The sequence below is a fragment of the Streptomyces sp. NPDC013157 genome (genome assembly GCF_042899865.1).
Taxonomy (GTDB): Bacteria; Actinomycetota; Actinomycetes; order Streptomycetales; family Streptomycetaceae; genus Streptomyces.
Genome location: NZ_JBIBAK010000003.1, coordinates 243709 through 264708 on the forward strand (window position 1 = coordinate 243709; position 21000 = coordinate 264708).

Annotated in this window: 22 protein-coding genes and 1 tRNA gene; 4 read left to right on the top strand and 19 right to left on the bottom strand. The window is 71.5% G+C overall.

The window, feature by feature from the left end; translation table 11 throughout:
* Positions 1–2: 2 nt before the first annotated feature.
* The 3 genes from ACFY6U_RS11230 to ACFY6U_RS11240 are packed head-to-tail and all read right to left on the bottom strand — an operon-like array spanning position 3 to position 3707.
* Positions 3–1043 (bottom strand): ABC transporter permease, encoded by a 1041-nt coding sequence (locus ACFY6U_RS11230; RefSeq protein ID WP_390036939.1) that lies wholly within the window; start codon positions 1041–1043, stop codon positions 3–5.
* A complete protein-coding gene (locus tag ACFY6U_RS11235) occupies positions 1040–2779 on the bottom strand; it encodes an ABC transporter substrate-binding protein (protein ID WP_390036941.1) in 1740 nt (579 codons plus the stop codon). The genes ACFY6U_RS11230 and ACFY6U_RS11235 overlap by 4 nt, the downstream gene beginning before the upstream one ends.
* Positions 2780–2810: 31 nt before the next feature.
* Positions 2811–3707, bottom strand: a complete 897-nt coding sequence (locus ACFY6U_RS11240) for a proline iminopeptidase-family hydrolase (protein ID WP_390036943.1) — start codon at positions 3705–3707, stop codon at positions 2811–2813.
* A 321-nt stretch (positions 3708–4028) separates the two neighbouring features.
* Here ACFY6U_RS11240 and ACFY6U_RS11245 point away from each other — a divergent pair, with 321 nt between their 5' ends.
* On the top strand, positions 4029–4739 hold the full coding sequence (locus tag ACFY6U_RS11245; protein WP_390036944.1) for a FadR/GntR family transcriptional regulator: 711 nt from the start codon (positions 4029–4031) through the stop codon (positions 4737–4739).
* A 648-nt stretch (positions 4740–5387) separates the two neighbouring features.
* Here ACFY6U_RS11245 and ACFY6U_RS11250 read toward each other — a convergent pair.
* Positions 5388–5464 (bottom strand) — tRNA-Pro (locus ACFY6U_RS11250).
* Positions 5465–5605: 141 nt separating this feature from the next.
* Here ACFY6U_RS11250 and ACFY6U_RS11255 point away from each other — a divergent pair.
* The gene (locus ACFY6U_RS11255; RefSeq protein WP_390036945.1) at positions 5606–6307 is read left to right on the top strand and encodes a transketolase; all 702 of its coding nucleotides are present in this window, start codon (positions 5606–5608) and stop codon (positions 6305–6307) included.
* A gap of 41 nt (positions 6308–6348) precedes the next feature.
* The gene (locus ACFY6U_RS11260; protein ID WP_390036946.1) at positions 6349–7260 is read left to right on the top strand and encodes a transketolase family protein; all 912 of its coding nucleotides are present in this window, start codon (positions 6349–6351) and stop codon (positions 7258–7260) included.
* On the opposite strand, the gene ACFY6U_RS11265 is transcribed toward ACFY6U_RS11260, so the two are convergent.
* The 9 genes from ACFY6U_RS11265 to ACFY6U_RS11305 form a co-directional block, all read right to left on the bottom strand.
* Complete coding sequence (locus ACFY6U_RS11265; RefSeq protein ID WP_390036947.1) at positions 7261–7623, bottom strand: MmcQ/YjbR family DNA-binding protein; 363 nt, start codon at positions 7621–7623, stop codon at positions 7261–7263.
* A 30-nt stretch (positions 7624–7653) separates the two neighbouring features.
* Positions 7654–8190, bottom strand: coding sequence for a GNAT family N-acetyltransferase (locus tag ACFY6U_RS11270; protein WP_390036948.1), 537 nt, complete (start codon positions 8188–8190; stop codon positions 7654–7656).
* Positions 8187–8768 (bottom strand): helix-turn-helix domain-containing protein, encoded by a 582-nt coding sequence (locus tag ACFY6U_RS11275; RefSeq protein WP_390036949.1) that lies wholly within the window; start codon positions 8766–8768, stop codon positions 8187–8189. Before ACFY6U_RS11275 ends, ACFY6U_RS11270 begins: the two co-directional genes overlap by 4 nt.
* Before the next feature lie 46 nt (positions 8769–8814).
* Positions 8815–9717: a LysR family transcriptional regulator gene (locus tag ACFY6U_RS11280; protein WP_390036950.1), complete on the bottom strand. Its 903-nt coding sequence runs from the start codon at positions 9715–9717 to the stop codon at positions 8815–8817.
* Between the two features lie 88 nt (positions 9718–9805).
* Positions 9806–10999 (bottom strand): glycine C-acetyltransferase, encoded by a 1194-nt coding sequence (locus ACFY6U_RS11285; RefSeq protein WP_390036951.1) that lies wholly within the window; start codon positions 10997–10999, stop codon positions 9806–9808.
* Positions 11000–11030: 31 nt separating this feature from the next.
* A complete protein-coding gene (tdh, locus tag ACFY6U_RS11290) occupies positions 11031–12059 on the bottom strand; it encodes an L-threonine 3-dehydrogenase (protein ID WP_390036952.1) in 1029 nt (342 codons plus the stop codon).
* Positions 12060–12236: 177 nt separating this feature from the next.
* On the bottom strand, positions 12237–12608 hold the full coding sequence (locus ACFY6U_RS11295) for a YybH family protein (protein WP_390036954.1): 372 nt from the start codon (positions 12606–12608) through the stop codon (positions 12237–12239).
* Positions 12609–12660: 52 nt separating this feature from the next.
* Positions 12661–13374 carry an SDR family NAD(P)-dependent oxidoreductase gene (locus ACFY6U_RS11300; RefSeq protein ID WP_390036956.1) on the bottom strand — a complete coding sequence of 238 codons (714 nt, stop codon included), beginning with the start codon at positions 13372–13374 and terminating at the stop codon, positions 12661–12663.
* Between the two features lie 132 nt (positions 13375–13506).
* A complete protein-coding gene (locus ACFY6U_RS11305) occupies positions 13507–14436 on the bottom strand; it encodes a LysR family transcriptional regulator (protein ID WP_390036958.1) in 930 nt (309 codons plus the stop codon).
* Positions 14437–14543: 107 nt separating this feature from the next.
* Here ACFY6U_RS11305 and ACFY6U_RS11310 point away from each other — a divergent pair, with 107 nt between their 5' ends.
* Positions 14544–14846, top strand: a complete 303-nt coding sequence (locus tag ACFY6U_RS11310) for a muconolactone Delta-isomerase family protein (protein WP_390036960.1) — start codon at positions 14544–14546, stop codon at positions 14844–14846.
* A gap of 72 nt (positions 14847–14918) precedes the next feature.
* On the opposite strand, the gene ACFY6U_RS11315 is transcribed toward ACFY6U_RS11310, so the two are convergent.
* From ACFY6U_RS11315 to ACFY6U_RS11340, 6 genes are all read right to left on the bottom strand, one after another.
* Positions 14919–15500 (bottom strand): GAF domain-containing protein, encoded by a 582-nt coding sequence (locus ACFY6U_RS11315; RefSeq protein ID WP_293992228.1) that lies wholly within the window; start codon positions 15498–15500, stop codon positions 14919–14921.
* A gap of 61 nt (positions 15501–15561) precedes the next feature.
* Entirely contained in the window at positions 15562–16161 is a 600-nt protein-coding gene (locus ACFY6U_RS11320) for an ATP/GTP-binding protein (protein ID WP_351495158.1), read from the bottom strand.
* Entirely contained in the window at positions 16139–16510 is a 372-nt protein-coding gene (locus tag ACFY6U_RS11325) for a DUF742 domain-containing protein (RefSeq protein ID WP_217552435.1), read from the bottom strand. Before ACFY6U_RS11325 ends, ACFY6U_RS11320 begins: the two co-directional genes overlap by 23 nt.
* A 2-nt stretch (positions 16511–16512) precedes the next feature.
* The gene (locus tag ACFY6U_RS11330) at positions 16513–16947 is read right to left on the bottom strand and encodes a roadblock/LC7 domain-containing protein (RefSeq protein WP_089107225.1); all 435 of its coding nucleotides are present in this window, start codon (positions 16945–16947) and stop codon (positions 16513–16515) included.
* A gap of 74 nt (positions 16948–17021) precedes the next feature.
* Entirely contained in the window at positions 17022–19409 is a 2388-nt protein-coding gene (locus ACFY6U_RS11335) for an ATP-binding protein (RefSeq protein WP_390036963.1), read from the bottom strand.
* Between the two features lie 416 nt (positions 19410–19825).
* Positions 19826–20986, bottom strand: coding sequence for a DUF4037 domain-containing protein (locus ACFY6U_RS11340; protein WP_390037620.1), 1161 nt, complete (start codon positions 20984–20986; stop codon positions 19826–19828).
* Positions 20987–21000 lie beyond the last annotated feature (14 nt).

Consider the following 21000-nt stretch of genomic DNA (forward strand, 5'->3'; position numbering starts at 1 on the left):
GGTCACACCCCTCCGCGCAGCCGGGCGCCCGGGTCGAGGGCGTCGCGCACCCCGTCGCCGAGGACGTTGAGCGCGGCCGTGGTCAGCGCGATCAGCAGACCGGGGGCGATGGTCACGGTGGGACGGGTGTAGAGCAGTCCCAGACCGTCCTGGATGATCGTGCCCCAGCTGGCGTCGGGCGGCTGGACACCCACCGACAGGAAGGACAGCGCCGACTCGGTCAGCATCGCCAGCGCGGTCATCAACGGCACGAAGACGATGGCCGTGGGGACGACGTTCGGCAGCACCTCGCGGCGCAGGATGCGCAGGGTGGGGGCGCCGGAGCCGATGGCCGCCTGGATGTACTCCTTGTTCCGCAGCACCAGCACCTGCCCGCGCAACGGCCTCGCGATGTACGGCACGTAGATCGCTGCGATGATCGTGATCGGCAGCCAGAGGCTGCCGGCCTCCACGGTGACAGGGCCCAGCTTGAGGCCGTTCGTGAGCAGGACCACCGACAGACAGATCGCCAGCAGGTACACCGGGAACGCCCAGATGACATCCAGGATCCGGGAGATGACCGAGTCCACGACCCCGCCCGCGTACCCGGCGACCACACCGACGGCCGTCCCGACGGCGCAGGACAGCAGGGCCGCCGTCACCCCGATGAACAGGCTCGTGCGGCCGCCGTACAGCAGGCGGGCCATGACGTCGCGGCCCTGGTTGTCGGCGCCGAGGAAGTAGTGGGCGGGGTCCCAGGTCGGGCCGATGGGCGTGACGCCGAGGCCGAGGCCGGTGCTGCTCGGGGTGAGCACCGGCACGGTCTTGCCGTCGATGACCGTGGTGCCGGAGACATGGGACTGGAACGGGTCGGTGTGGGCGATGTGGTCCGCGTACAACGGTGCGCACAGAGTCGCCAGCACGACGAGGAGCAGGACCGCTGCGGCGGCCAGCGCCGACCTGTTGCGGAGCAGGTCGGCGGCGGCCGTCCGCCAGGGGCCCTGCGAGCGCCGGGCCCCGGTCGACGGGGCAGGGTTCACCGCGGGGGCGGCTGCGAGGGTCATTTCACCCACAGTTGCCCGAGCAGCATGTAGAACTGCTTGCTGAACTGGTAGTTGCCCACCCGGGTCGAAGTGAAGTCGATCAACTTCGGGTTGATCAGCGGGACCACCGGCGACTCACCCATGATCTCCTGGTCGATGGCGCCCCACTGCTTGTCCGCGGTCGCCTGGTCGGTCTGCGCGGTCTTGATCGCCGTCTGCATCTTGGCGTCGACGCCCTTGTCGCAGAACCCGGAGATGTTGATGCTTGAGTCGCTGCCGGGGTGGTAACTGGCGCAGGACAGCAGGACGTTGAGGAAGTCGGAAGGCGCCGGATAGTCCTGGTACCAGGACGTGAGGGCCAGCTGCACCTTGTTCTTGGTGTTCTGGATGTAGGTGAACTGGATGTTCGCCGACAGCGGCTTGAGCGTCGCCTTGTAGCCGAGTTGGGTGAGCAGGCTCTGGAGGTACTGCCCGATCGATTTGTTGACGTCGTCGTCCTGGACGACGATCCCGACCTCCTGACCGGCCGTACCGGACTTCTTCACCAGCTCCTTGGCCTTGGCGAGGTCCGCGGCCTTCCAGGTGGTGCCGCCGCCCTTGGTGTAGTCGCACGTGTCGACGTGTCCGGGGAAGCCCGGCGGGAGGATCGTGCAGGCGGGGGAGGCGAGGTTCGCGCCGCCGTACAGCCGGACGACGGCGGACCGGTCGACCGCGTAGTTGATCGCCTGGCGGGCCAGTTTGTTGTTGAACGGCGCCATGTTGACGTTGAGAGTGGCGTACCAGAACGCGGTCAGCGGATTCACATGCGCCTGGGAGGCGTACTTGGTCCCGATCTCGTTGAGGCGGTCGGCGGGCGGCGGGTCGTACATCCAGTCCGCCTGGCCGTTCTCCACGGCGGTCACCTCCGACTCGACCGTCTGGCCGAAGGTGTAGTCGATGTCGTCCGGGTAGCCCTGCGGCTGCGCCTCGCGCGACCATTCCTTGAAGTGCGGGTTACGCACCAGCTTCAGCGCCCGGTTGGGGTCGTACGACGCCGCCATGTACGGGCCCGTCGTCGGGAGCGGCTTGGTACCCGCGTCCTTCGCCGGCGAGTCCTTCGGGACGATGCTGGCGTGCGGGACGGCCAGCTTGTACGCGAACTCCGGGTCGGCGGCGGTCAGGTTGATGGTGACCGTGCCCGTTTTCGCGTCGCCGACCACGCCCTTGGGCAGGGTGCAGGAGGCCGGCGTCTTCAGACAGGCGTCGGCGCCGACGATGCCGTTGTAGAAGGTGCCCGCGGTGGGGCTGGAGACCTTGAAGATCCGTTCGAAGGACGCCACCACGTCGTCGGTGGTCAGGGCCTTGCCGTTGGAGAAGGTGACGCCCTTGCGGAGCGTGAAGGTGTAGGTCTTGCCGCCGTTGCTGACCTTCGGCATGGCGGTGGCCAAGTCCGGGACGACGGTGAAGGACTCCTGCCCGTTCACCTTCTTGAAGGCCAGCAGTCCGTCGTACATCGACTGGTACAGCTGCCAGTACTGAAGTGTGTAGTTGACCTGCGGGTCGAAGCTGCCCGCCGCCGCGTGGGCGACCAGCTTCAGAGTGCCGCCCTTGTGCTGTGACTGGAAGGCGGCGGAACTCGAGCCGGAGGCGGAGCTGCTCGGGTCGGAGGAGGATCCGTCGTCGGAGGACGAACAGGCGGCGGCGGTCAGGGCGAGCGCGACGGTGGCGGCGGCGAATGCGCTCCGTCTGGCGCGGTGCAGTAGGGCGCTGCGAGGCATGGCTGTGAACTCTCCCGGTCTCGGTCGGGGATCAGTCGGTGGAGTCGAGGAACTCGCCGACGACCCGGAGGTAGAGCTCCTCCTCCTCGACGTGCGGCATGTGGCTCGAATGCTCGAACATGTGCCAGCGCACATCGGGGATGCGGTCGGCGAAGGGGCGGAGGGTCTCGGGAGTGGCCTCGTCGAACCGTCCCGACACCAGCAGGGTCGGTGCCTCGATCAGGTGCAGCCGGTCGATGACGGACCAGTCCTTGAGAGTGCCGACGACGTGGAACTCGTTCGGGCCGTTCATCGTGTGGTACACGGTCGGGTCGGCCTCGATGTTGTCCCAAGTCGCCTGGACCTCTGGCGGATTGGGGGTGAGGCGGCAGACATGGCGGTTGTTGAAGACCTGTTCGGCCGCCCGGTAGTCGGGGTGGTCCGTGGTCCCGGCCTCCTCATGGGCGAGCAGGGTCCGCCGGACCTCCTCCGGCAGTTCGGCGCGGAGTTCGGCCGCCGCCTTGAGCCACAGCTCCATGGACGCGGGGGAGTTGGCGATGACCAGACCTCGCAGCCCGGGTGGGCGGCGCACCGCGTGCTCGGCGGCGAGCATGCCGCCCCAGGACTGGCCGAGGATGTGGTACGCATCGGCGATACCCAGTTCCCTGAGCAGGTTGTCGAGTTCGTCGAGGAAGAGCTGGACGGTCCAGAAATCGGCCCCCTCGGCGGGCAGATGGGTGGAGTGTCCGGTGCCGAGCTGGTCGTAGTGGATCACAGAGCGGCCCTGTCGGGAGATGCCCGCGATGCTGAGGGTGTAGTTGTGCCCGGCGCCGGGGCCGCCGTGCAGGACCACCAGGGGTGTCCTGCCCGGTTCACCGGTGATCCGGTACCAGGTGGAATAGCCGTTGAAGTCGGCGGTTCCGGTGTGGTTCGGTTCGGGGATCGCCACGGGAAGCCTCCCAGACCGGCCGGAATCAGCCGACCGCTGTCTGAAAACGTCGGGGGTGACGGATGAGTGAGATAGTGATGGGGAAAAAGGTCAGCCCACAAGACCTTTTGGTCGGGCCAGGGCAAGACGTAACGGCGGGTTTACGTGGGTCGCCTGCGTTTACAGAAGCGACGATTTTCGGGAGGACACCTGACATCCGCATCAGAGCCGGCAGAGTCACCTGACTCGCTCGGGCCTTCGGGAAGCGGTGATGAGTACGCGCGCCTGATCGACCGCGTCCTCCTCGGCGGCAGCCTCTCGTCCACGCTTCGCCCGGTACGGGTGACCTCGGCCGTCGACGAGGTCGCCGACCGGCTCCTCACCGCGATCGCCGTGGGCGACTTCCTGCCCGGCGAACGGCTCCCGGCCGAGCGCGAGCTCACCGGGCTGCTGCACGTCAGCCGCCCCACTGTGCGCGAGGCCGTCGGGCGGCTCCAGGCCCTCGGGATCATCGAGATCCGCCGGGGCCGCAACGGCGGGGCGTTCGTGCAGGACAGCTGGAGCGAGTCCTCCGGGGCCGCGGTCCGACGGACCCTGCTGCCCCGCTGGGAGGAGTTCGAGCAGCTCTTCGACCTGCGCGGGCTTGTGGAGGGCATGGTGGCCGCGACGGCCGCCCGGCGCCGGCGGCCCGAGGACCTGGCGCCGATGCGGGAGGCCCTGTCCGCGCATCTCTCCGCGAGCACGCCCCGCGAGGAGCAGGCCGCCGACAGCGCCTTCCACCGCGCCATCTGCGAGGCCACCCATAACGCCCAGATCACCCGGCTCAGTCGCGAACTGCTGACCCGGATCAGCCTCGGCTTCCCGATCGAGCCGTGGGGAAAGGGCGAGCGCAGCCACTTCCACCGGGCGGGTGAAGGGCACGCCGCCCTCTACGAGGCGATCGCGGCGGGAGAGCCGGAGCGGGCGGAGGAGATCGCCCAGGAGCACTTCATGATCAGCGCGGAGATGATCCGGGGGGTACTGGCACGGGTGAGCGGGGAACGGGCTGGGTGAGGGAAGGGCGTGGCGAGGCCGAGCGGGCGGAGGGGACGGTCACGTCCCCGAAGACGAGGAGCATCGTTCCCTGTACTCGCCCTTGCCCGCGCACGACGCCGCACCATTGCTCTCCGACGTACCCGGACCCGCGCGGAACGTACGCGCGTGCCCCGCCCGTCTGACGGCCTGCCCACGGTGACCGCCCATGACACCGCCACCGGCCATTCGGGCTCGCCACAGCCGGGAGCGGACCTCGCTCACCCCTGAGTCCCTAGCCGCCACCCTCACCATCGCCGCCGGCGTCCCCTCACCGAGGTCGCCAAGACACTGCGCCACTCCACCCTGTTCACCACGGCCAACACATACAGCCACCTCACCCAGCTAGCCGCCCGAAAAGCCGTCGACACCATCGAGCGGACCCTCACACAAGCCGAACAGAGAGCCGGCCGGCAGGCCCGGCAGAAGCAGCTGCGATCACCACGCACCACATCCAACGGCTCCGTGAAGCCCTCCATCGGCTCCGCTCCCGCGCCCCGCCGTCCTTCAGCGCCACCGCAGCCCAGCCCCGAACCCGGCCTGCGACCACACTGCGACCACCAGCCGTCCAGAAACGCGAAAGGCCGCCCTCCCGCAAACGAGAGAACGACCTCCGACCTGCAACAAAGCTGGTCGGGACGACAGGATTTGAACCTGCGACCCCTTGACCCCCAGTCAAGTGCGCTACCAAGCTGCGCCACGTCCCGATGCCCGTCTGACCTGGGGTTTTCCTGGTCGAAACGTGCAGGGAAAGAATACCGCACTCGGCTCGGTGGTCGTGCACGCATTTCGTCCGGGGCGGGTGATCGCTTGACCTCAAGTTTGGTTGAGGTCGCACGATCCACGGTATGACGACCACCGAGGAACAGACACGCGGGCATGCCGGTCTGCCCGTCCTGATGAGCCTGATGACCGGCGACGAGAAGCACGGACCGGCCGCGACCTCCACGCTCGACGTGCTGTGGGTGCTCTACGACCGGGTGCTCAGGGTGACCCCGGACCGGATCGACGACCCGGCCCGGGACCGGTTCCTGCTGAGCAAGGGGCACGGGCCGATGGCGTACTACGCGGTGCTCGCCGCCAAGGGCTTCGTCCCGGTGGGGTGGCTTTCGGGCTTCGGCTCCTACGACTCCCCCCTCGGTCACCACCCCGACCGCACCCTCGTCCCGGGCGTCGAGATCGGCAGCGGTTCACTGGGGCACGGGCTGCCGATCGGGGTGGGGACGGCTCTCGGCCTGCGCCTCCAGGGGGTGGACGAGCCCCGGGTGTGGGTGCTGACCGGGGACGCCGAGCTGGACGAGGGCAGCAACCACGAGGCGATCGCCTTCGCCGGGCCCGCCGGTCTGGAGCGGCTGCACACCGTCGTCGTCGACAACTCCTCCGCCCGGCACGCCCGGCCCGGCGGGATCACCGCGCGCTTCGAAGCGGCCGGCTGGTCGGCGATGACCGTCGACGGACGCGACCACGAGGCGCTGTACGAGGCGTTCACCGCCCCGCATCCGGGCCGCCCGCACGTGGTGGTGGCCCGTGTCGAGTCCAAGTCCCTCTGACCGGCCGTCCGGCACTTCGCACAGGAAGGGCACTGTTTTCCATGGACACCATGCGTGACCGTTTCGTCCCCGTCGTCTCCCGGCTCCTCGACGAGGATCCGCGGGTCGTGGTCGTCCTCGCCGAGATCGGCGCGGCGACCCTGGAGGAGACACGCCGGCGTCATCCCGACCGGGTGATCAACGTCGGCATCCGCGAGCAGTTGCTGGTCGGGGCGGCGGCCGGGCTGGCGCTGACCGGTCTGCGGCCGGTGGTGCACACCTTCGCCAGTTTTCTGGTCGAGCGGCCCTTCGAGCAGGTCAAGCTGGACCTCGGCCACCAGGACGCCGGTGCGGTGCTGGTCAGCGCGGCCGCCTCCTTCGACTGGCCCGCGGGCGGCTACACGCACATGGCGCCCGGTGACGTGGCGCTGCTCGACACCCTCGACGGCTGGACCGTACACGTGCCGGGGCATCCCGACGAGGCGGAGACCCTGCTGCGGCACGCGGTGGCCGCGGGCGACGAGAAGGTGTACGTGCGCCTGTCCGCGCAGGCCAACCGGGAACCGCTTCCGGTCGACGGACAGCGTGTCCGTACCGTCCGTCAGGGCCGCTCCGGCGTGGTCGTCGCCGTCGGCCCGATGCTGGACGCCGTCCTGGACGCCACCGGAGACCTGGACGTCACGGTCCTGTACGCGACGACGGTGCGTCCCTTCGACGCCGCCGCGCTGCGCCGGGCCACGGAGTCGGCGGGCACGGACGTCGTGCTGGTCGAGCCGTACCTGGCGGGGACGTCCACGCCCGCCGTGAGCGAGGCGCTCGCCGAGGTGCCGCACCGGGTGCTCGGGCTGGGCGTGGGACGGCGCGAGCTGCGGCGCTACGGGACGGTCGAGGAACATGTGGCCGCGCACGGGCTGGACGCGGGGAGCCTGCGGGACCGGATCACCGCGTTCGTCGGGGCACCGGCCCGCGGGTGATCAGCCTTCCTCGCCGAGCAGCCCCAGCTCCGGGTAGGAGTCCAGGAGCCGGGGCGGGGCGGCCTGCCGCCAGGAGTCGGCGAGGATGTCGCGCAGCTCGCCCTCGTCCTCCAGTGCGGCGAGCCGGACCCGGACCCAGGCGAACTGGGCCTCGTGATCGGCGATCCAGAACTTGCCGGGCTCGGCGAGCACCAGTTCGTCGCGCTCCTCCTTGGGGCAGCGCACGGCGATGGAGGTCTCGTCCTCGGGCAGCGTGGCGAACATCTTCCCGGCGACCCGGAACGTGGGCATGCTCCAGGCGATCTTCTCGCTGGTGTCCGGCAGGGACAGGGCGACACGGCGTACGTCTTCGGCTTCCGGCATGCCCCGAACCGTAGCCCGCGCCACTGACAGTCACCTGCCCGGAGCGTCCACGTGCTTGTAGTAGAGGGTCGTCGGGCGCAGTACGCCGGTGGGGTCGAGGGCGTAGTCGGGGATGACCCCGGCGCGGGTCCAGCCGGCCGAGCGGTAGAGGTGTTCCGCGGGGCTGTCCGTCTCGGTGTCCAGATGGAGCAGGGTGATCCCGGCGGCGGCCGCGGCCTCCTCGGCGACGGCCAGCAGCCCGCGTCCGATGCCCTGGCCCCGCGCCTCGCGGTGGACCATCAGCTTCACCAGCTCGGCGCGGTGCGGGCTGTTGGGTTTGCCGGGGTAGGGGAAGGCGAGGCCGACCGTGCCGACGGTCCGGCCGGTGCCGTCCAGCGCGGCCCAGACGGCGAGCTGCCCTGCGGCCACGGCGGCCACCCGCTCCCGCCACCAGGCGACTGCCCGCTCCCGCTCGAAGGGGGCGAGGAAGCCGACGGACGCCCCACCATTCACGGTGTCGGCCAGCAGCTCGGCCAACTCCCCCACCCGCTGGGACAGTTGATCCGCCTTCAGACGCAGTGTCCTCATGGCCGCACCACCGCCAGCACGTACCGCGTCTGCGCCGGTCCCGCGCACCGGAACCGGGTCGGCCCCCACACCCGCAGCCGCAGGCAGTCCCCGGCGTCCAGGAGATGCTCGGCTCCCTCCGCCGTCACCGCCAGGCACCCGTCGAGCACCCAGATGTGCTTCTCCAGGCCGGGCAGCGGCGGCCGGTCGTAGGCGATGTCCGCCCCTGCAGCGAGCCTCCCTTCGACGAGTTCGCCGCGCAGCCCGCCGTGCGGCGGCGACACGGACCGGCGTACGAAACCGGAGGCGCGGTCCTCCCACACCTGCTGCTCGGCGGCGCGCAGCACAGGCGCGGGTGCCGCCTCGACCTCGCTGAGCAGCTGTGACATGGTCCGGCCGTAGACGTTGCAGAGGCGATTGAGGAGGGCTGCCGTCGGGCTGGTCTCGGCCCGTTCGGCCCGGGACAGGGTGGACTTGCCGACTCCGCTGCGCTCCGCCAACTCGCCCAGGGACCAGCCGTGTTCGGCCCGCAGTTCGGCGAGGCGGCGGCCGAGCCGGGCGTCGACAGGGTCGGGGGCGACCGTCGCTTCACGTTCCATATCCGGGACGATATCCCTGATATGGAACGCCGGCGTTAAGGAAGGCTCACAGCCCCGCCGCCTCGCTCAGGGCGTCGAGCACCGGGCGGATCAGCGGATGGTCCTCGGCTCCGCGCCGTACGGCCGCAAAGACGCGGCGGGTCGGGGCGACGCCGTCGACGGGGCGTACGACCACACCGGTCAGGTCCATGCCGCGCAGCGCGCTGCGCGGGACGAGGGCCACCCCCGCGTCGGCCGCGGCGAGGGCCACCACGGCCCGGAAGTCGTCGGAGGAGTGTTCGAGGCGGGGCTGGAAGCCGGCGCTCTCGCAGGCCAGGACGACCACGTCGTGGCAGGGGTTGCCGGGGTACGGGCCGATCCAGGCGTCCTTGGCCAGTTCGGCGAGAGGAACCTCGCAGGCCTCGGCCAGCCGGTGGTGGAGCGGGACGACGGCGTCAAACGGCTCGGCGTACAGCGGCACGTGGGTGAGCCGGGGGTCGTCGGCGGGCGGGGCCCCTCGGTACTCGACGGCGACCGCGACGTCGACCTGCCGGTCCAGGACCATCGGGAGGCTGGCGTCGCCCTCGGCGTCCTGGACCCGGATGCGGATGCCGGGGGCGATGCGGGCGAGGTGGGCCACGGCCGGGGCGACCACCTCGGCGATGCCGGTGGCGAAGGCGGCGACGGTGACCGTGCCGGCCTCGCCGGATCCGTAGGCGGCCAGCTCGGCCTCGGCCCGCTCCAGCTGCGCGAGGACCGCGTTGGTGTGGGCGAGCAGGATCTCGCCGGCCGCGGTCAGCCGTACGCCCTTGGCGCTGCGCTCGACCAGGCGGTGGCCGGTCTCCTGTTCGAGTGCCGTCAGCTGTTGGGAGACGGCCGAGGGGGTCAGATACAGCGCGGCGGCAGCCGCAGTCACCGTGCGGTGGTCGGCCACCGCACGGAGGATGTGGAGCCGCCGCGCTTCGATCATGAGGTTGATTATCGCAATATGTCCGAGCCACCCGGACCGTCGGTGCCGTTCAGCCCTTCGGTGCCGCTCAGCCCGCCAGTTCCCTTGTTCAGCCCGCCAGCTCAGCGCGGGCCGCGACGAAGGCGTCCACCGCGCGGTTGACGTCGTCCGTCGAGTGGGCGGCGGACAGCTGGACGCGGATCCGGGCCTGCCCCTGCGGGACCACCGGGTAGGAGAAGCCGATCACGTACACGCCCCGCTCCAGCAGCAGCTCGGCCATCCGGCCCGCCTGTGCCGCGTCGCCGATCATCACGGGGGCGATGGCGTGGTCGCCGGGGAGGATGTCGAAGCCCTCCTCGGTCATCCGGCGGCGGAACAGGGCGGTGTTCTCGGCGAGCCGGACCCGCAGGTCGTCCGCCGCCTCCAGCAGGTCGAGGACCTTCAGCGAGGCCGCCGCGATCACCGGCGCGAGGGTGTTGGAGAAGAGGTAGGGGCGGGAGCGCTGGCGGAGCAGGGCGACGATCTCGGCGCGGGCCGCGACGTAGCCGCCGGAGGCGCCTCCGAGGGCCTTGCCGAGGGTGCCGGTGATGATGTCGACGCGGTCCATCACGCCGTGCAGCTCGGGGGTGCCGCGGCCGGACGGGCCGACGAAGCCGACGGCGTGCGAGTCGTCGACCATGACCATCGCGTCGTAGCGGTCGGCGAGGTCGCAGATCTCGCGCAGCGGGGCCACGTAGCCGTCCATGGAGAACACGCCGTCGGTGACGACCAGCCGGCGCCGGGCGCCCTGCGCCTCCTTCAGCTGCCGTTCCAGGTCGGCCAGGTCGCGGTTGGCGTAGCGGAAGCGGCGCGCCTTGGAGAGGCGGATGCCGTCGATGATGGAGGCGTGATTGAGGGCGTCGGAGATCACCGCGTCCTCCTCGCCGAGGAGGGTCTCGAAGACACCGCCGTTGGCGTCGAAGCAGGAGGAGTAGAGGATCGTGTCCTCCTGGCCGAGGAACGCCGACAGGCGGGCCTCCAGCTCCTTGTGGACCTCCTGGGTCCCGCAGATGAAGCGGACGGAGGCCATGCCGTAGCCCCAGCGGTCCAGTGCCTGGTGGGCGGCGGCGATCACCTCGGGGTGGTCGGCGAGGCCCAGGTAGTTGTTGGCGCAGAAGTTGAGGACCTCGCCGGGGCGCCCGCCCGCGGTGACGGCGACGGTCGCGGACTGCGGGGTGCCGATCACGCGCTCGGGCTTGTGCAGGCCGGCGGCGCGGATCTCGTCGAGGGTGGCGCGCAGGTCGTCGCGCACGGAGTCGAACATGCCAGAAGCTCCCAGGGAATGACGCGAGGAATTACACGGTCCAGTCGAGGATGACCTTGCCGCCGCGGCCGCTCGCCGCGTCGGCGAAGGCCGCCTCGAAGTCGCGGTAGCCGTAGCGGCCGGTGATCACGGGGGCGAGGTCGAGTCCGCCTTCCAGGAGGACCGACATCGCGTACCAGGTCTCGAACATCTCACGGCCGTAGATGCCCTTGATGGTGATCATCGAGGTGACGATCCGGGCCCAGTCGACGGGGAACTCCTGGGCGGGCAGACCGAGCACCGCGATACGGCCGCCGTGCGTCATGTTGGCGATCATGTCGCGCATGGCCTCGGGCCGGCCGGACATCTCCAGGCCCACGTCGAAGCCCTCGCGCAGGCCCAGCTCCCGCTGTCCGTCGGCGATATCGGCCTGCGACACGTTCAGGGCGAGGCTCACGCCGATCTTGCGGGCGAGGTCGAGGCGCTCCTCGCTGACGTCGGTGATCACGACGTGCCGGGCACCGGCATGCCGGGCCACGGCGGCGGCCATGAGACCGATCGGCCCCGCGCCGGTGATCAGGACGTCCTCGCCGACCAGCGGGAAGGAGAGGGCGGTGTGCACGGCGTTGCCGAACGGGTCGAAGATCGCGGCCACGTCGAGGTCGACGGGGACCCGGTGCACCCAGACATTGCCGGCGGGCAGCGCGACGTACTCGGCGAACGCGCCGTCCCGGCCGACGCCCAGACCGACCGTGGCCCGGCACAGGTGGCGCCGCCCGGCCTGGCAGTTGCGGCACTTGCCGCAGACGAGGTGGCCCTCGCCGCTGACGCGGTCGCCCGCCTTGATGTCGGTGACGTCCCGGCCGGTCGCCACGACCTCGCCGACGAACTCGTGCCCGACCACGAGCGGGGTGGTGATCGCCTGCCGGGCCCAGCCGTCCCAGGCCCGGATGTGCAGGTCCGTGCCGCAGATGCCGGTCCGCAGGACCTTGATCAGTACGTCACCGGGACCGACCGTGGGCTCCGGCACGTCCGTGAGCCACAGCCCGGGCTCCGCCTTCTCCTTGACCAGCGCCTTCAACGCTACGGCTCCTGTGCGTGAGGTCCCGGCCGCGGGGACGCCGAAGCGGCCCGCGGCCGGGGAGGGGGGTGGAATCTCACAGCAATCTGCCGCACCCCGGCGCATCGGTCCATCGAGGATTTCTTAAGCGCCGCCACAGCTCGGCTTCACACCCCCGGAACACCCGGCAGGAGACGGCTAGTCGAGCCGGGAGACCTGGTAGTGGGCGATGTGCCAGTCCTCGCCCGTCCGGGTGACGAGGACGGAGAGTTTCACGTCCAGCGGGGGCCGGTCCGTGAAGGAGAACTCGACGGCCAGGTAGCCGAGGACGACGCCGTCGGCGGGCCGCCGGGTCTCCAGGACGCGGTACGCCGCCTTCATCCCGAGGGGCTGCGAGTCGTAGTAGGCGGCGACGCCCTGCCGTCCGACGCTGTAGGGGTGCAGGCCCTGGAAGACGGCGTCCTCGGTGAACTGGGCCGCGACGCGCTCGGGTCGGTGTGCGTCGACGGCCGCCTTCCACCGGTCGAGGACCCCGGTCAGGATCGCCGTGTCGTCCGCCGTGCTGGTCATGTCCGCTCCTTTGGGTGTTTCCGGGCGAGGTGCTGGGTGACGTGCCGTGCCGTCAGTGTCCGGCGCTCATACCGCCGTCGACGTGCAGGATCTCGCCGGTGACGAACGGCGCGGCCTCCAGGAAGAGCACCGCGTCGACGATGTCGCTCACCTCACCCATCCGGCCGACCGGGTGCAGGGCGGCGAGGAACTCGTGGGTCTCCGCCGGGTGCATGGGAGTCTTGATCGTGCCGGGCGACACCGCGTTGACGCGGATGCCACGGGTGGCGTACTCGATCGCCAGGGACTTGGTCGCGGACTGCAGGCCACCCTTGGTCAGCGAGGCCAGGACGGAGGGGACCCGGGCGTCCGCGCTGTCGACCAGGCTGGTGGTGACGCTGACGACGTGCCCGCCGCCCTGGGCCAGCAGGTGCGGGACCGCCTGCTGGGTGAGGTGGAAGAAGCCGGCGATGTTGATGCCGGTCACGGCGGCGTAGTCCGCGGCGGTGTAGTCGGTGAAGGGCTTCGCGACGAAGATGCCCGCGTTGTTGACCACGGTGTCGATCCGGCCGAACCGCTCGACGGCGGCGGCCACGACCCGCGCGGCGGTCGCCGGGTCCGCGATGTCGCCCTGGACGGTCAGGACGTCGGCGTCGTCGGCGGGGGCGATGGTGCGCGAGGTGGCGACGACCGCGTAGCCGAGCTTGCGGTAGCCCTCGACGAGGGCGGCGCCGATACCCTGGGACGCACCGGTGACGATCGCGACCTTCTGCTGCTGCGTGCTCATGATGATGACCTTCTCCGTAGTGGCTGACCGGTCACTAGCCGACCGGTCGACTATTTGGAAGGTAGGCCGGGCCCGTCGCAGGTGCCAGGATCGGTTTCCTCCTGGCTGGGAGGCGCAGCCTCCCAGCGCAGCTCAGCCGTGGAGCGCGTACGGGTCGCCCGCGGGCAGCCAGGCGTCCGGGGCGTGGATCCCGAGGTCGCCGACGCCGTCGCACAGGGCGTCGACGGCGGCCAGGACGCCGGCCCGGTCCTCGCTCGCGCGCCAGACCAGGGACCAGGTCCAGTACACCTTCGGCGCGACGATCTCGCGGCGGACCAGGTCGGGCGGGAGCGGAGCGGTCTGGCCCTTGGGCGAGTTGAGGACGGGCCGGGTACAGCGCCGGACGTGGTCGAAGTAGGCGGGGCCGGTGACGGCGCCGTCGGAGATGCGCACCGGACGGGCGCCGACGGCCTGCGTGAGCTCTTCGGCGTACACGTTCCAGGAGGCCCAGGAGGTGACGTCCTCGTCGATCAGGATGTCGGTGTCCCGGGCCGGCAGGTCGCTCGTGTCGGTGCCCTTGGCGACGGCGTACAGCCGGTCCGCGCCGATCAGCCGGGCCCGCAGCCCGAGCCGTTCGAGGTCCTCGGCACGCACCCAGCAGACGGCCAGATCCAGGCTGCCGTCGGCGACCCGGGCGGCCTGGGTGTGGGACGGCGCGACCCAGGCGTCCACATGCACCCGGGCCACCGCGGCCGTCCGCGAACCCAGGTCCGGTGGCAGCCAGTTGACGTAGCCGAGCCGTACCGCCTGGGAGCCCGAGAGGCGGCCCGCCCGGCGCTTGAGGTCGTCGGCCCGCTCCAGCAGGTCCCGGGTGTGCGGGAGCAGCGCGGCGCCGGCGGGGGTGAGGGAGACCGAGCGGCGGTCCCGGTCGAACAGCCGGACGCCCAGGTCCCGTTCGAGCGCCTTGATCTGCTGGGAGAGGGAGGGGCCGGCGATGAGCAGCCGCTCGGCGGCCCGGCCGAAGTTCAGCTCCTCGGCGACCGCGACGAAGTACCGCAGCTGGCGCAGTTCCACGCGCGTCATGCTACGCGCGCTGGGAGGCCGCGCCTCCCAGCAGCGAGTCGGCCGGTCGTGGCGGGGGTGCCGGCGGCGGCGCACGATGGACTCACCAACGACGGAGGGAGCACATCGTGCGAGAGTTCCTGGTCGAGATCACCACGCACATCCCCGAGGGCACGGGCCAGGACGAGGTCGACCGGCGGCGGGCCGCGGAGGCCGTGCGGGCGGGGGAACTGGCCGCGACCGGTCACCTGGCCCGGCTGTGGCGGCCGGTGGGCGAGTTGCGCAGCATCGGCGTCTGGCGGGCCGCCGACGAGGAGGAACTCCACGAGAAGGTGCTTGGCACCCTGCCACTGCGCCCGTGGATGTCGGTCACCGTCACTCCGCTGGAGTCCCACCCCAACGACCCGGGCCGGGTCGAGGACGCCCGATGACCCCCGCCGCGGGCATGGGTCAGGACACGGAGGTAATAGACCAGTCGGCTGGTAGAAGGGCTGTTCCCGTCGTCACAGCAGCGGCAGACCGTCTGCCTCGCGGCGCTCGATGCGGGCCACCAGCTCGGCCGCCGACGACTTGATGGTCTCCAGACCGGGCCGGCCCCAGGGCCGCGGCTCCACGTCGACCACGCACACGGTGCCGAGCACCGTCCCCGTGCTGTCGATCAGCGGGGCGCCCAGGTAGGAACGGATGCCGAACTCGTCGACGACCGGGTTTCCCGCGAACCGCGGGTAGTCGCAGACGTCCTCCAGGACCAGCGCCTTGCGCCGGACCACCACATGGGGGCAGAAACCATGGTCGCGGGGCAGCTCACGGCCGAGGACCGGGGTGCTGCCGTCGGGCCGTACCACGGGCGGCGCCACGTCCGGCAGGTGCAGGCCCGCGAAGAACTGACGGTTCAGGTCGATGAAGTTGACCATGGCGTACGGCGCCCGGGTGACCTCTGCGAGCCGGTCCGCGTAGGCGTCGAGGGCGGGGTCCGGGTCCGCGCCCAGGCGCAGTTGGCCGAGGCGCCGGGTGCGCTCGGGGGCCTCCTTGTCCTCCGGCGTGAGCAGCAGCCGGCCGGCCGGGCGCGGTGGGTCGTACCTCATCCGCGGGCTCCGTCGCAGTGGACGTGGGTCATATACGGGCTCCGTGAGGGGTGTATGGGGTTCACATGTGGGCGCCGTGGCTCGGCGCGGAGACCGGAGCGTGGGCGATGAGATGGCGGACGAGGGTGAGCAGGGTCTGGACCCCGGAGCTGGAGATACGGGCGTCGCAGCGGACCACCGGGACCTCCGGGTCGAGGTCGATGGCGGCGCGCACCTCCTCGGGGTCGTAGCGGTAGGAGCCGTCGAACTCGTTGATGGCGACGATGAAGCCGAGGCCGCGCTCCTCGAAGAAGTCGACGGCCGCGAAGCAGTCCTCCAGGCGCCGTGTGTCGGCGAGGATGACCGCACCGAGCGCGCCCTCGGACAGCTCGTCCCACATGAACCAGAACCGCTCCTGTCCGGGCGTGCCGAACAGGTAGAGCACGTGCTCCGGGTCCAGGGTGATGCGGCCGAAGTCCATGGCCACGGTCGTCTCGACCTTGTTCTCGATCCCGTCGAGGCTGTCGGTCGCGGCGCTGACCGTGGTGAGGAGTTCCTCCGTGGACAGCGGCGCGATCTCGCTGACCGCGCCCACGAAGGTGGTCTTGCCGACCCCGAACCCACCGGCCACCAGGATTTTCAGCGCGGTGGGGAAGGGATCAGAGCTGTCGTCGTAGTCCATCGAGCACTGCCTCCAGGAGGGACCTGTCAGTGGGGTTGTGGTGGAACACGGGGGGCTTGGCGGTCAGCGCCCCGCAGTCGACCAGGTCGGAGAGCAGCACCTTGGTGACCACGGCGGGCAGTTTGAGGTGCGCGGCGACCTCGGCGACCGAGACGGGGGCCCGGCACAGGTCGAGGGCCTGTGCGTGTTCGAGGCCGAGGTAGCCGAGGGGCGTGGACCCGGTCGCCATCACCTGCGACATGAGGTCGAGGGCGATGCTGGGCTCGGTCCGGCCGTTGCTGACCGTGAACGGGCGCACGAGGCGTCCGGCCGCGTCGTCGAGCCAGGGCCCGTCGCCGGCTGCCGCCACCCTCAAGGCCTCATCGCCGTGGATTCGACGGCGTGCTGCCGGGGCGCGGTGACGAGGTACGGGCGGACGCTCTTGACCAGCATCGCCATCTCGTAGCCGAGGACGGCGGCGTCGGCCTCCCGGCCCGCCAGCACGGCGAGACAGGTGCCGGAGCCGGCGGTGGTGACGAACAGCAGCGTCGAGTCGAGTTCGACGACGACCTGGCGGACGTCCCCGCCGTCGCCGAACCTGACGCCCGCGCTGCGGCCGAGCGAGTACAGGCCGGAGGCGAGCGCCGCCATGTGGTCGGCGCTGTCCGGGTCTAGGCCGTGGACGGACTTCACCAGTCCGTCGCAGGACAGGAGCACCGCACTGGTGGTGTGCGGCACGCGCTGCACCAGGCCGCTCATCAGCCAGTCGAGGTCGGATACCTGGGCGGTCGGCGCATCGCTCGCCATGGTGGATCGACTCCTTGGGGTACGAAGATCAGCGGGAGCGCTGGGGGTGGGGGTGGGGGTGGGAACGGTGCTGGTCATCCGGCCGGTGCGCTCCCGTCGGGCCGGGCGGTGAATTCGGAGGTGTGCACCGGGCGCAGGGCCTGGGAGTACGACTGGGACCGGGACGCGGACTGGGTGTCGGCGGGGTCCCGGTGTGCTCGGCTCATGTGCGTGGGGGCCATGTGGTCTGTGGGGGCCATGTGGTCCGTGGCCGCCGGGTGGCCTGTGGCCATGTGGCCCGAGGTCGTGTGGCTGGAGGCCATGTGCCCCGGGGCCAGGGGGTTCGGGGCCAGGGGGTCCGGGGCCAGGGGTTCTGGGGTCATGCGGTCCCGGGCGGACTGGTCCGGCGCCGTGTGGTCGGGAGCTGTGTGGTCGGAAGCGGTGTGGCCCGGGGTCAGGTACCCGGACTCCACGTGTGCCGCCTCCATATGCGCGGCCTCCATGTGCGTTGCGTCCATGTGCGTGGCATGGGACGTGTTGGGCGGCCGATCGCCGGATCCGTCACCGGCGCCCATGTCGGCGAAGCCCACGGTGGTGAATCCGTTATGGGGGGACGCGCCATGTGCCCCGCCCACAGGCTGGGCGGCGGTCGGCTCCCCCTCGGTGGCCTCCAGGTGTTGCTGGGCCTCGGCGAGGCCGATGCCGCGCTGGAAGGCCGCCATCAGGCCGGGGTCGTGCCCGGCCGGGTTCTCGTTCTCCTGGCGGGGCGCGGGGCCGCCGCGCAGCTGGGGAACGATGTGCTCCTGCGCGCGCCGGCGCGGCAGTTGGGGCTTGCCCATCGTGCCGCGCACGGCGCCGACCCGCGGTACCGGCGGGGCACCGGCGTGCTCGGCGACCGCCGGCCGGTCCTCGGGCCGGATGCCGGGCAGCGCCTCGGCGGGGTTCGGGCGTGTCTCCTGGGCACCGCGCACCGGCAGCGGCGCGGGCGCGCTCCCGTGCTGCGCGTGCCGGCGCCGTCCGCCGGCGGCAGCCGTGGCGGGACCCTGCTGCTGCCCGGGCCCTCGGCCGGCCGGCGGCCCGCCCGCGGTGGCCCTGCTTCCGGCTCCGGTGTCCGGCCCGGCGGCGGCGCCTCCCGGGACGCCCGCCGGCGTCCCGGTGCCGTCGGACGGCCGGGCTCTCCCGGCTCCGGGCGCACCGGTCGGCGCCCCCGGCGCACCGCCCCCGTGCGCCGGGTCGCGCGGCTGCGGTACCGAACCGGGAGTCCCGGGTAGGCCCGGTGCCGTACCCAGCAGGCCCTGCGGGACGACGAGTACGGCCTGGACGCCGCCGTAGATGTTGGTCTGGAGACGGACGTTGATGCCGTGGCGGCGGGCGAGCTGGGAGACGACGAAGAGGCCGATGCGGCCGTCGGCCAGCAGGCTGGCGACGTTGACCTGGTCGGGGTCGGCGAGCAGGGCGTTCATCTTGGACTGTTCACCGACCGGCATGCCGAGTCCGCGGTCCTCCACCTCGACCGCGAGGCCGGAGGTGACGAGGTTGGCGCGGAGCAGCACCTGGGTGTGCGGGGCGGAGAACACCGTGGCGTTCTCGACGAGTTCGGCGAGGAGATGGATGACGTCGGCGACGGCGTGCCCGCGCAGTTCGCCGTCGATCGGCGGGACGAGCTTGACCCGGGAGTACTGCTCGACCTCGGCGATGGCGGAGCGCAGCACCTCCGTCATGGAGACGGGGTTGCTCCACTGCCGCCGGGACACGGCGCCGCCGAGGACGGCGAGGTTCTCGGCGTGCCGTCGGATCCGGGTGGCCAGGTGGTCGACGTGGAAGAGGCCCTTGAGGAGGTCCGGGTCCTCGATCTCGTTCTCCAGTTCATCGAGGATCGAGATTTCCCGGTGCACGAGGGACTGAAGCCGCCGCGCCAGGTTGACGAAGACCTCCAGCTTCTGTTCGCTGCCGGCCTGGCTGGAGAGCTGGGCCGCCTGGACGACGGCGGTGACGGCGCCGTCGTGCGCGCGGGACAGGTCGGCGGCGAGCAGCTCGAAGTCGTCCGCGTCCCCGGGCGGTCCTCCGCGCGGCTTGCGCGGGGGCGGGGTCTCGCCGCGGCGCAGTGCGTCGACGAGGGCCAGCAGATCTGCCTCGCCGCGTGCGGCGTTGCGGCGCAGGACGCCCACACGGTCGCTGACCGAGCGGGCGGCACGGCCCGCGGCCACGGCGGCGATCACGATGCCCGCGGCCGTCACCGAGACCGCTCCGGCGAGCACGGCCAGCAGGGTGAGGCTGGGCCGGGCGCCGGTGGAGCGGACGGTGAACAGGACGGCCGCACAGCCGCTGAGCGCCACCGCGACCGGGGGCAGCACCGCCAGTCGCATAAGCTGAGGCCGTATGTGGGTCTCGGGCAGCGCGGGAACGGGTCGGGCGACCGGTCGTCCATGCCGGCCGCCCTCACGGCGGTCGGCACGGGCGGCCGGTGCGCGGAGGTGAGACATCTGCGTCCTCGTACTGGTCCGTCGGGCCTGGTTTCTCGCGCGGGTCGCGCGAGTCGGGCATGCGCCATCGCGGTGCCGGGCGTGGGGACCGCAAAAGAATTCGGCCCCGTGTCGTCCGACGGACACTCACAGTAGTCGCCGACGCATCATGTGCGGTGGGCAGTTGACAAAGTCCCCCGGAGATGGTCCCGCTCTGGTATGAGCCGTCGTACGAAAGACCGATAACCCCCTCACCGCCCCACCCTCGAACAGTCAACCGACGATCCGACCTGCTCAGAAACGGTCAGACACAGAAGATGCGGGTCGCGGCTTCCGGCGCTCCGCCCCACCCGCCTCCCCTCGGTGCGCGCACCCTCGGCCGGCCCGCCGGGGCGGCCACAGGGTCGTCCGCACCCCCTCCACCACCCCCCAGAGCGTCACCCACGGTGACCGTCTTGGCTCCGGCGGTCCTTCGTCGGGGCGCGGGGCGGGCCGTCGTGGGTGTCGATGCCCGTCACGGCGTCGGTCGCGGCCCGGGCCAGGTCCGGGCGGCTCAGGAGGTCCGCGCTGTCGATGAACTGGTCCACCGCGCCGGCCCTGCGCAGCTCCCGTATGTCCGGGTCCTTGATGCGGGCGGTGAGGGCCCGGGTGAAGCGGTCGGCGCGCAGCACCCGGTAGGGGCGGGAGTGGTAGGGGCGCGTGGCCGGGTCGACCCGGTCGGTGAGTTCCAGTTCGTTGTGCAGGTGGGCGACGATCTCGTACGCCTGCGCCAGGTGACGCTCGCGCAGGTGCCAGTCGGTGGCGGCGAGAACGGCGGTGAGTTCGGAGGTGAGCCGCGGGGCCGCGGGGGTGCGGGCGAAGGCGCTGCCGAGCCATTTGCCGTACGGCGGGTAGCGCCGGTCCATCAGCAGGCAGAGCCTCATGAGGTCGCGGACCAGGCGCGCGGCCTCGACGGCGGAGCCCAGCTCGTCGCCGACCTCGCCGCAGCGGCCGACGAAGGCCTCCTCCTGGGAGACGCGCTGCCACTGGCAGGCGAGGACGTGGAGCCAGAGGTCGTGGGGGTACCAGCGCAGGGCGGCGCGGGCCGGGGTGAGCGTGTGGAGGCCGTCGTGGAAGACGGCGCCCGCGGTGACCTCGGCGAGGAGCTGGGTGGGCAGGGCGAGCCAGTCGGTCGGGGTGACCCCGGAAGCGGGGTCGAGGCCGAGGGTGGCCCGGAACCAGGAGGAGACACCGGTCACTTCGACGCGGTGGTGTACGGGACCGTCGGTGACCCGCATGACGCCGATGTCCCGGTCCCCCGTGGCGGCGAAGTGGGTGGGCCAGCCGTGGAAGGTCTTGGGGAGGTGTTCGGCGAGCACATGTCTGATGCGTCCGGCGTGGCGGTTCACATCGTGGGAGTGGAGGAAGAGCTGGAGCCGCGGGCCCCATTCGTGGTCGGCGGAGCGCTCGGTGTCGTAACCGAGCACCTCGGAGCCCGCGCCGATGCGGGCGGCGGAGTGGGGTATGCCGGGAGCGGCCTCCTCCAGGAGAGGACGGACGACCTCGGTGTAGAAGCGCCGGGAGAGCTCGAGTCCCGGTAAAAAAGCGGGACTTGGCATATGTGCATGGCTCA

What these genes read in the sequence shown, in the direction of transcription:
- ACFY6U_RS11275 (WP_390036949.1), bottom strand. Translation starts at nt 8,768, where the DNA reads ATGGAACGTGAAGCGACGGTCGCCCCCGACCCTGTCGACGCCCGGCTC.
- ACFY6U_RS11255 (WP_390036945.1), top strand. Translation starts at nt 5,606, where the DNA reads ATGACGACCACCGAGGAACAGACACGCGGGCATGCCGGTCTGCCCGTC.
- ACFY6U_RS11295 (WP_390036954.1), bottom strand. Translation starts at nt 12,608, where the DNA reads ATGACCAGCACGGCGGACGACACGGCGATCCTGACCGGGGTCCTCGAC.
- ACFY6U_RS11320 (WP_351495158.1), bottom strand. Translation starts at nt 16,161, where the DNA reads ATGGACTACGACGACAGCTCTGATCCCTTCCCCACCGCGCTGAAAATC.
- ACFY6U_RS11260 (WP_390036946.1), top strand. Translation starts at nt 6,349, where the DNA reads ATGGACACCATGCGTGACCGTTTCGTCCCCGTCGTCTCCCGGCTCCTC.
- ACFY6U_RS11230 (WP_390036939.1), bottom strand. Translation starts at nt 1,043, where the DNA reads ATGACCCTCGCAGCCGCCCCCGCGGTGAACCCTGCCCCGTCGACCGGG.
- ACFY6U_RS11340 (WP_390037620.1), bottom strand. Translation starts at nt 20,986, where the DNA reads ATGCCAAGTCCCGCTTTTTTACCGGGACTCGAGCTCTCCCGGCGCTTC.
- ACFY6U_RS11300 (WP_390036956.1), bottom strand. Translation starts at nt 13,374, where the DNA reads ATGAGCACGCAGCAGCAGAAGGTCGCGATCGTCACCGGTGCGTCCCAG.
- ACFY6U_RS11305 (WP_390036958.1), bottom strand. Translation starts at nt 14,436, where the DNA reads ATGACGCGCGTGGAACTGCGCCAGCTGCGGTACTTCGTCGCGGTCGCC.
- ACFY6U_RS11265 (WP_390036947.1), bottom strand. Translation starts at nt 7,623, where the DNA reads ATGCCGGAAGCCGAAGACGTACGCCGTGTCGCCCTGTCCCTGCCGGAC.
- ACFY6U_RS11270 (WP_390036948.1), bottom strand. Translation starts at nt 8,190, where the DNA reads ATGAGGACACTGCGTCTGAAGGCGGATCAACTGTCCCAGCGGGTGGGG.
- ACFY6U_RS11335 (WP_390036963.1), bottom strand. Translation starts at nt 19,409, where the DNA reads ATGTCTCACCTCCGCGCACCGGCCGCCCGTGCCGACCGCCGTGAGGGC.
- ACFY6U_RS11285 (WP_390036951.1), bottom strand. Translation starts at nt 10,999, where the DNA reads ATGTTCGACTCCGTGCGCGACGACCTGCGCGCCACCCTCGACGAGATC.
- ACFY6U_RS11330 (WP_089107225.1), bottom strand. Translation starts at nt 16,947, where the DNA reads ATGGCGAGCGATGCGCCGACCGCCCAGGTATCCGACCTCGACTGGCTG.
- ACFY6U_RS11315 (WP_293992228.1), bottom strand. Translation starts at nt 15,500, where the DNA reads ATGAGGTACGACCCACCGCGCCCGGCCGGCCGGCTGCTGCTCACGCCG.
- ACFY6U_RS11280 (WP_390036950.1), bottom strand. Translation starts at nt 9,717, where the DNA reads ATGATCGAAGCGCGGCGGCTCCACATCCTCCGTGCGGTGGCCGACCAC.
- ACFY6U_RS11235 (WP_390036941.1), bottom strand. Translation starts at nt 2,779, where the DNA reads ATGCCTCGCAGCGCCCTACTGCACCGCGCCAGACGGAGCGCATTCGCC.